7 protein-coding genes are annotated in these 8,065 nt (G+C 60.0%); 4 read left to right on the forward strand and 3 right to left on the reverse strand.

Annotated elements, in window-relative coordinates; translation table 11 throughout:
- The first annotated feature begins 16 nt into the window (after nt 1-16).
- Both greB and mnmC read left to right on the forward strand, forming a co-directional pair.
- The gene (greB, locus tag AACY25_RS10605) at nt 17-514 is read left to right on the forward strand and encodes a transcription elongation factor GreB (protein WP_339524406.1); all 498 of its coding nucleotides are present in this window, start codon (nt 17-19) and stop codon (nt 512-514) included.
- A gap of 11 nt (nt 515-525) precedes the next feature.
- Nucleotides 526-2,505 carry a bifunctional tRNA (5-methylaminomethyl-2-thiouridine)(34)-methyltransferase MnmD/FAD-dependent 5-carboxymethylaminomethyl-2-thiouridine(34) oxidoreductase MnmC gene (gene mnmC / locus AACY25_RS10610; RefSeq protein ID WP_339524408.1) on the forward strand — a complete coding sequence of 660 codons (1,980 nt, stop codon included), beginning with the start codon at nt 526-528 and terminating at the stop codon, nt 2,503-2,505.
- A 32-nt stretch (nt 2,506-2,537) separates the two neighbouring features.
- Here the strand turns inward: mnmC and rlmKL are convergent, their stop codons facing one another.
- Entirely contained in the window at nt 2,538-4,811 is a 2,274-nt protein-coding gene (gene rlmKL, locus AACY25_RS10615) for a bifunctional 23S rRNA (guanine(2069)-N(7))-methyltransferase RlmK/23S rRNA (guanine(2445)-N(2))-methyltransferase RlmL (protein WP_339524410.1), read from the reverse strand.
- Between the two features lie 424 nt (nt 4,812-5,235).
- On the opposite strand from rlmKL, the gene rmf reads away from it, so the two are divergent.
- Nucleotides 5,236-5,451 carry a ribosome modulation factor gene (rmf, locus tag AACY25_RS10620; protein ID WP_233685155.1) on the forward strand — a complete coding sequence of 72 codons (216 nt, stop codon included), beginning with the start codon at nt 5,236-5,238 and terminating at the stop codon, nt 5,449-5,451.
- An 85-nt stretch (nt 5,452-5,536) separates the two neighbouring features.
- Here the strand turns inward: rmf and AACY25_RS10625 are convergent, their stop codons facing one another.
- Together AACY25_RS10625 and AACY25_RS10630 are read right to left on the reverse strand one after the other, a co-directional pair.
- Complete coding sequence (locus AACY25_RS10625) at nt 5,537-6,565, reverse strand: quinone-dependent dihydroorotate dehydrogenase (protein WP_339524411.1); 1,029 nt, start codon at nt 6,563-6,565, stop codon at nt 5,537-5,539.
- Between the two features lie 80 nt (nt 6,566-6,645).
- A complete protein-coding gene (locus AACY25_RS10630) occupies nt 6,646-6,867 on the reverse strand; it encodes a DUF2835 domain-containing protein (RefSeq protein ID WP_339410824.1) in 222 nt (73 codons plus the stop codon).
- Between the two features lie 300 nt (nt 6,868-7,167).
- On the opposite strand from AACY25_RS10630, the gene AACY25_RS10635 reads away from it, so the two are divergent.
- Complete coding sequence (locus AACY25_RS10635; protein ID WP_339524413.1) at nt 7,168-8,040, forward strand: DUF6685 family protein; 873 nt, start codon at nt 7,168-7,170, stop codon at nt 8,038-8,040.
- Nucleotides 8,041-8,065 lie beyond the last annotated feature (25 nt).

Here is an 8,065-nt window from a genome sequence, read left to right on the forward strand (position 1 = left end):
TCCAACAAGCTGAACTATGAGCCGCTACCGCCCACCCCGCTCCGCCGGCACAGCCCTGATCACCCCCGAGGGCGAGGCCCGTATGCGCGCCGAGCTGCATGAGCTGTGGCATGTGCGCCGCCCCCAGGTGACCCAGTCGGTCAGTGAAGCCGCCGCCCAGGGTGATCGCTCGGAGAACGCTGAATACACATACGGCAAGAAAATGCTGCGCGAGATCGACAGCCGCGTACGCTTTCTGACCAAACGTCTGGAAAACCTCAAGGTGGTCAGCGCCCGGCCCAGCGATCCGGATAAGGTCTACTTCGGCGCCTGGGTCACCCTGGAAGATGAGGACGGGGCTGAATCGCGCTACCGCATCATCGGCCCGGACGAGCTGGACCTGAAAAACAACCTGATCAGTATCGACTCCCCCCTGGCCCGTGCCCTGATCGGCAAAAGTCTGGACGCCGAAGTGCGGGTGCAAACCCCAACCGGCGAGAAGACCTGGTACATCGTCGCGATCGACTATCCGTGACCGAACCGAACATGCCCCCCGCCCCTGACGCACCACACCAGCAAGCCCACATTAAGTGGGATGAGCAGGGCCAACCCCTGTCCAGCCAATTTGCTGATGTGTATTTCTCCAACGAGAACGCTCTGGCCGAAACCCGCTATGTGTTTCTCGCCAACAACCAGCTGCCGGAACGTTTCGCCGCGCTGATGACCGATCAGCACTTGGTAATCGGCGAAACCGGCTTCGGCACCGGGCTGAATTTTCTCTGCGCCTGGCAGCTGTTTGAACAGCACGCCGTGGCGGGCGCACGCCTGCACTTTGTCAGCGTGGAAAAATACCCGCTGAATAAGGCCGACCTGCAACGTGCACTGGCGCTGTGGCCAGAACTTGCGCCCTACGCCGAGCAGTTGCTGGCGCAATATGTGGCGTTGCACCCAGGCTTTCAGCGCCTGATTTTTGCAGGCGGGCGTATCGTCCTGACCCTGCTGATCGGCGATGCTCTGGAGCTGCTCGGACAGTTGGATGGCCAAGTCGACGCCTGGTTTCTCGACGGCTTTGCCCCAGCGAAAAACCCGGATATGTGGACGCCAGAACTGTTTGACGAATTGGCCAGACTGTCCCATGCCAGCACAACCCTGGGCACCTTTACCAGCACCGGTTATGTGCGCCGTCGCCTGAACGATGCCGGCTTCAAGATGAAGCGTGTACCGGGCCTGGGCAAGAAATGGGAAGTGCTTAAAGGCGGCTTTATCGGTACAGCTGAAACCACCGAAAAGCCCTGGTTTGCTCGCCCACCTCAACCTGCTGGCGCCCGCACCGCACTGGTGATTGGCGCAGGGTTGGCCGGTTGCGCTACAGCCGCCAGTCTGGCCCAGCGTGGCTGGCAGGTCACTCTACTGGAGCGGCACGGCGCCATCGCCCAGGAAGCCTCAGGCAATCCGCAGGGCGTGCTCTACCTCAAGCTATCGGCCCACCACACCACGCTGTCACGCCTGATCGTCAGCGGCTACGGCCATAGCCGCCGGCTGCTGGAACGGCTGCATAAAGGCACGGACTGGGATAACTGCGGCGTGCTGCAACTGGCCTTCGACGCCAAAGAGGCGCAACGCCAAGCGCAGCTGGCAGCGGCATTCACTACCGATTTATTAACCACTCTGGATAAAAACGCCGCCGAGGAAAAAGCGGGAATAACCCTGCCAACCGGCGGCCTGTTCTATCCCGACGCGGGCTGGGTGCATCCGCCGGCCCTCTGTGCACTGCTTAGCCAGCAGGCGAATATCCAGCTGCAACTGCATCAGGAAGCCTTGGAGCTGCGCCGTGAAGGAGATAGCTGGCAGGCCTGGAATGGCGGGCAACTGCTGGCCAGCGCCAACGTGGTGGTACTGGCCAGTGCCGCCGAGATCAAGGGTTTCAGCCAAAGCGCAGGCTTACCGCTGAAACGTATCCGCGGGCAGATCAGCCGCCTGCCAGCCACAGCAGCCAGCCGCACATTGAGCACCGTGGTGTGCGCTGAGGGTTATGTCGCCCCGGCGCGCCAAGACGAGCATACCCTGGGTGCGAGTTTCGATTTCAACAGTGACGATTTGACGCTGAACAGCGCCGATCACGCTAGCAATCTGCAGCTACTGGAAGAGATTTCGCCTGAACTTTCCGGCGCACTAAACGCCGCAGCACTCGACCCCGAGCAACTGCAAGGCCGCGCCGCCTTTCGCTGCACCAGTCCGGACTATCTACCGATAGTGGGGCCGCTAGCCGACTCCGCCGCCTTTGCCGAAGCCTATTCGGTACTGAGCAAGGACGCTCGCCAAGTACCGCAAACTCTCTGCCCTTGGCTGGACGGTCTGTATATCAACAGCGGGCATGGCTCGCGTGGGTTGATCACCGCACCGCTATCTGGTGAGTTGATCGCCGCCTGGCTGAATAACGAGCCGCTGCCAGTGCCCGCCGATGTAGCACAGGCCTGTCATCCAAACCGCTTCGCGTTGCGCGCGCTCATTCGCAACAAGAATTAGCGTTGCGCGCCTGTTAAAGGCGCACGCAAGGATCAGCCGCGCAGGCTAAAACGCCAGGCGCGATGGATCTTCGGGTTGCGGGCAAAGTCCGGATCAAGCGTCGAAACGCTGATTTCCTCGACCTGATAACGCGCGGCCAAGCTCTCATCTAGCTCAAACTTGCGGAAGTTGTTGGAGAAATACAACACGCCGTCCTTGGTCAGTCGGGCCATGGCCAAGTCGAGCAACTGCACATGATCGCGCTGCACGTCGAAGATGCCTTCCATGCGTTTGGAATTGGAGAAGGTCGGCGGGTCGATAAAGATCAGCTCGTACTCGCCGCGATCATCGGCCAGCCAGGTCATCACGTCGCCCTGTTCCAGACGGTTCTTGTCCGAATAGCCATTGAGCGACAGGTTGCGCCGCGCCCAGTCCAGATAAGTCTTCGACAGGTCGACGCTGGTGGTGGTGCGCGCGCCGCCCTTGGCCGCGTGCACGGTGGCCGTGGCGGTGTAGCAGAACAGGTTGAGGAAACGCTTGCCGGCGGCTTCTTTCTGGATGCGCAGGCGCAGCGGGCGGTGATCGAGGAACAGCCCGGTATCCAGGTAATCGGTCAGATTGACCAGCAGCTTCACGTCGCCCTCGCTGACTTCCAGAAACTGGCCCTGCGTGGCCTGGCGCTGGTACTGCTTGGTGCCGCTCTGGCGTTCGCGGCGCTTGATCACCACCTTGCTCTTGTCGACGCCCAGCGCCTGCGGAATCGCGGCGATGGCGTCAAACATACGGGCCTTGGCCTTCTCCGGATCAATGGACTTGGGCGCGGCATATTCCTGCACATGCACCCAGTCACCATACAAATCCACCGCCATGGAGTATTCCGGCATGTCGGCGTCGTACAGGCGGTAGCACTCAACGCCTTCCTTACGCGCCCATTTGCCCAGCTGTTTGAGGTTCTTCTGTAGGCGGTTGGCAAACATCTGCCCGCCTTCGCTCAGGCGCGCCGGTTCAACCACCGGAGCAGGTGCCGGAGCGGGCTTAATCGGATTACCGTTCTTGTTGTACTGACGCTCCAGCGGCTCAAGCGGTGCCTTGTCGGCTTCAGCCTGTTCACGCTCGCGTTCACGCTGCTCTGGAGTACGGCGCTCGCCGGTCACGAACTGCTCGGGTTGTACCTTGATCAGCAGTAGCTTGCACGGCAGTGCGCCGTTCCAGAAGGCGTACTGCTTGTGGCTGCGGATACCCATGCGCTTGCCCAGGTCCGGCGCGCCGGTGAATACCGCCGCTTCCCAGCCCATACAGGCCTGACGCAGACGCTCGCCGAGGTTCTGGTAGAGGTAGAGCAAGCTGGCTTCATCACCCAGACGCTCGCCGTACGGAGGGTTGCAGATGACCAGACCTTTTTGGTTCTGATCTGGACGCGGCTCGAAGGTCGCCACTTCGCCCTGATAGACCTTGATCCAATCGCTCATGCCAGCGCGTTCGATGTTATTGCGCGCCGGCTGAATCAGCCGTGGATCGGCTTCATAGCCGCGTATCCACAGCGGTGGCTTGGCCATGCCGGCTGCTGCGCGCTGCTCGGCCTCGGCATGCACTTTCTTCCACAAAGCCGGCACGTGGCCCAGCCATTTGCTGAAGCCCCATTGCTCACGGGTCATATTCGGCGCGATGTCGGCGGCGATCATTGCAGCCTCAACCAGGAATGTACCGACACCGCACATCGGGTCAGCCAGTGCGCCACCTTCGGCTGCAATACGCGGCCAGCCGGCGCGAATCAATACCGCGGCGGCGAGGTTTTCCTTCAGCGGTGCCGCGCCCTGCTGCAGACGATAACCGCGTTGATGCAGGCTATGGCCGGATAGGTCGAGGGACAGAATCGCCTCGCCGCGATCCAGACGCAGATGCACGCGCAGGTCCGGGTTGAGCTTGTCGACCGAGGGCCGCGTACCGTCCTTCAAGCGCAGCTTGTCGACGATGGCATCCTTGACCTTCAAGGCGCCGAAATGGGTGTTGTCGATGCCCGAGCCGTTGCCGCTGAACTCCACAGCCAGGCTGCCGGTGGACTCCAGGTGCTCGAACCAATCAACTTCCAGCACACCTTCATAGAGGCTCTGGGCGTCCTGCACGCTGTAGCGCTTGAGCACCAGTAGCACGCGATTGGCCAGGCGCGACCACAGGCAAAGGCGATAGGCAGTTTCCATGTCAGCCATGCCACGAATGGCCGAAGTGTGCTCACGCGCATCTTCAAGGCCGAGGCTGCTGGCTTCTTCGAGCAGCAGGCCTTCGAGACCCTTGGGGCAAGTGAGGAAGAGTTCGTAACGATCCGACATGGGAGTTTCCAGTGCCTAAGGCAATCAACGGCGCGCAGACAAATCAGCACGGCCAAAATAAGTGACAAAGCGTCGCGGTGCGACCCTTCGTCGGAATAAACAACAGTCTCAATCGCAATTCATTCGCGATAGCACAACACCAGCACACCCAGCACATAAGCCCACAGCATAGGCGTTACAGAACAAATACCGAGCGCTGGTCAAACCCCTTATGGCCTGACCCTCAAAAAGGTTACGGCCTTATGACGAAACAGTCATTCACAGGCACCCGCGCATTCGTTAGAAATCTACCTAGGCCAGCACTGCAACGGTGTTGGCAAGGAGGCTCGCGACGCCGGCAGCGGACTCCGTAGGCAGAACTTTTCTGCCTGACCTTGCTAGAAGGTCTAAGGGACATAACAGTCAACATTGAGGGCTTCACCCTATGAGAAGACTTAAGCGTGATCCGTTAGAAAGAGCTTTTTTGCGCGGCTATCAATACGGCATCAATGGTAAATCCCGCGAACTCTGTCCATTCACCCTCCCCTCTGTCCGCCAAGCCTGGTTAAACGGCTGGCGCGAAGGCCGCGGTGACAATTGGGACGGCATGACCGGCACCGCCGGCATCCATCGACTTAACGAACTTCACGCTGTCGGCTGATTCAGGAACCTACCGACTCACCATGCGCGCTCCATCCGAGCGGCGGGCGCAAGCCCAGGGGCTCCTTTAAGGAGCCCTTTTTATTTCAGGCCTTATGCGGCAGCGCCGCGATTGCATCGACCGCTTCGCGAATCAATACAGGGCCTTTGTAGATAAACCCGGAATAAATCTGCACCAGGCTGGCACCGGCGGCGATCTTCTCAGCCGCATGTTTGCCCTCAGTAATGCCACCCACTGCGATGATCGGCAAACGGCCTTTCAACTCACCGGCCAGTACCTGAACAATGTGCGTGCTTTTCTCACGCACCGGCGCACCGGATAGCCCGCCCGCCTCATCGGCACACTCCAAGCCATGCACACCTTCGCGACCCAGCGTGGTGTTGGTGGCGATCACCGCATCCATGCCGGCCTCAACCAACGCATTAGCCACTTCAATGGTTTCTTCATCGCTCATGTCCGGCGCAATCTTGATCGCCAGCGGCACACGCTTGCCATGCTGTACGGCCAGGTCTTCCTGACGCTTGCGCAGCGCTTCGAGCAACTGCTTGAGCGAATCGCCAAACTGCAGGCTGCGCAGCCCTGGAGTGTTGGGCGAACTGACGTTGACCGTCACATAGCTAGCATGTTGATAGACCTTATCCAGGCACAGCAGGTAGTCATCCACTGCGTTCTCGACCGGCGTATCGAAGTTCTTGCCAATATTGATGCCCAGCACGCCTCGGTATTTGGCTGCCTGCACGCGAGTAAGCAGGTGATCAACGCCGTGATTGTTGAAGCCCATGCGATTGATGATCGCCTCCGCTTCAGGCAAACGGAACAGGCGTGGTTTCGGATTCCCCGGCTGCGGCCGCGGCGTTACGGTACCGATTTCAACAAAGCCGAAGCCCAGCTGAGCAAAACCATCGATGGCGTCGCCGTTCTTGTCCAGGCCGGCAGCCAACCCGACCGGGTTGGGGAACTCAAGCCCCATCACCTTGACCGGCAGCGCGGCCGGGCTTTTGGTCAGTAAGCCGTTAAGCCCCAGCCGACCGCCGGCACCGATCAAATCGATGGACAGTTCATGGGAGGCTTCGGGGGAAAGTTTGAACAGCAGCTCGCGGGCCAGGGTATACATGGGCAGGCTTAGCTCGATAAAGTTACAAAGGCCGCGATTATAGCCGCCTGCGCACCTGATAGGCGAGGCGCGCAGCGCTATCAGCCCAAGCGGCGCAGGCGGATTAACTCACCGGCAGCGCTGAACTCAAGCTCGAAGGAACCATAGACACCGTCATGGGTCAGAAATGGCCGAAAATGGTGGGCCGGCACACTGACACTCCGTCCGTCGCGACTTTGCACTAATATCCGGTTGGCACGCCCTTGATAGACCACACGCAAGCGCTCTGCCGGTAACGCAATATCAAACACCAAACTGGGCATGGAGGCACCTTTGCAACTGACTGCACCAATCTTGCCATACGCCGCGCGCCTGCTAGGTAAAAAACGGCCGGAAGCCATTTCTTACCTCGCCTACAACGCCTCGCAAGGTGGCCGGCCATGGACTGAATGTCATAAAAAAGCACCGGCAGAATTTTTGAACTCCACGCAACAACGACCCCAAAGGTGGCCGACCGGGATGGCAGGCCTTAAAAAACCTGTCGCTACGGCCGATAAAGCCTGTGCAGGCCCGCTTGGGCTCTGCCAAACTGGCAATGGTGATCTTGGAGTTCGTACCTGGCCATGAGTCTGTCTGAGCAGCCTTCCACCCTCAGCTCACGCCTCGGTGCCTTAGCGCAACGGCTAGGCCTTATTGGTCGTGGACAACGCCAGATACTTGAGCGTGCCAGCCAGCTTCGCCTGCCCTTCAACCCCCTGCCGCAATTGCGAGACAGCATTTGCTGGCAAGACGGCCCGCAGCTACACCGCCTTATAGACCTACCGCGCAGCGCACTCTCCGGCCCGGTTCAGGAAGACAAGGCGCAAGCCCACGCCATGCTGGTGCGGGTGATTGAAGCGCAAGAACAGCAGTTAACTTCATTCGACCTGCGCATGATCGACGGCCTATCGACCTGCAACCCTCAGCAGGCAAACCACGTCAGCTTCGAGGCTTTCGCCGCCAGCGAGCCCTGTCGCCAGGTACGCATCATAAGCTACAAGGATTTCGTCAAAGCCATCAGCCAGCCACTACCGCGTTTTCTCGCAGGTGAGCGCATCAGCCTGCGCCAAGCCAGCTGGCGCGGCGACCGCGTGTTCTGGGCTGGCGAGCATCACAGCGAAGCTTTTGCATGCGCCATTGCCTACGCCCGCCGGCGCGGGCTGGAGGTCAACCTACCGGCGGAACTCAGCCATTACCGCCTGAGCGAGCAAGGCCTCAGCAACCTGCAGCAGCATTACCACGTACTGGGCATGCCCAATGCGGCCTGGAGCGATCCTGCGTTTATGGCACTACTGCTGGATAACGGCCTGCCCTATGCGCGCTTATCCTTGCTGGGCGGCCCAAGCTCACCGGAATTTCTCCTGCTGCCCAAGCATTCAACCGAAGCTACAGCCTTGGGTGAAGGTCTTCGCTTAGCGGGTGCGCCGGATGTGGTGGCATATCTGCAAAAGCTGTAATCGCAACATAGCCGCCATCCAAGTG

It is taken from the genome of Pseudomonas sp. EA_35y_Pfl2_R111 (genome assembly GCF_963970955.1).
Lineage (GTDB): Bacteria > Pseudomonadota > Gammaproteobacteria > Pseudomonadales > Pseudomonadaceae > Aquipseudomonas.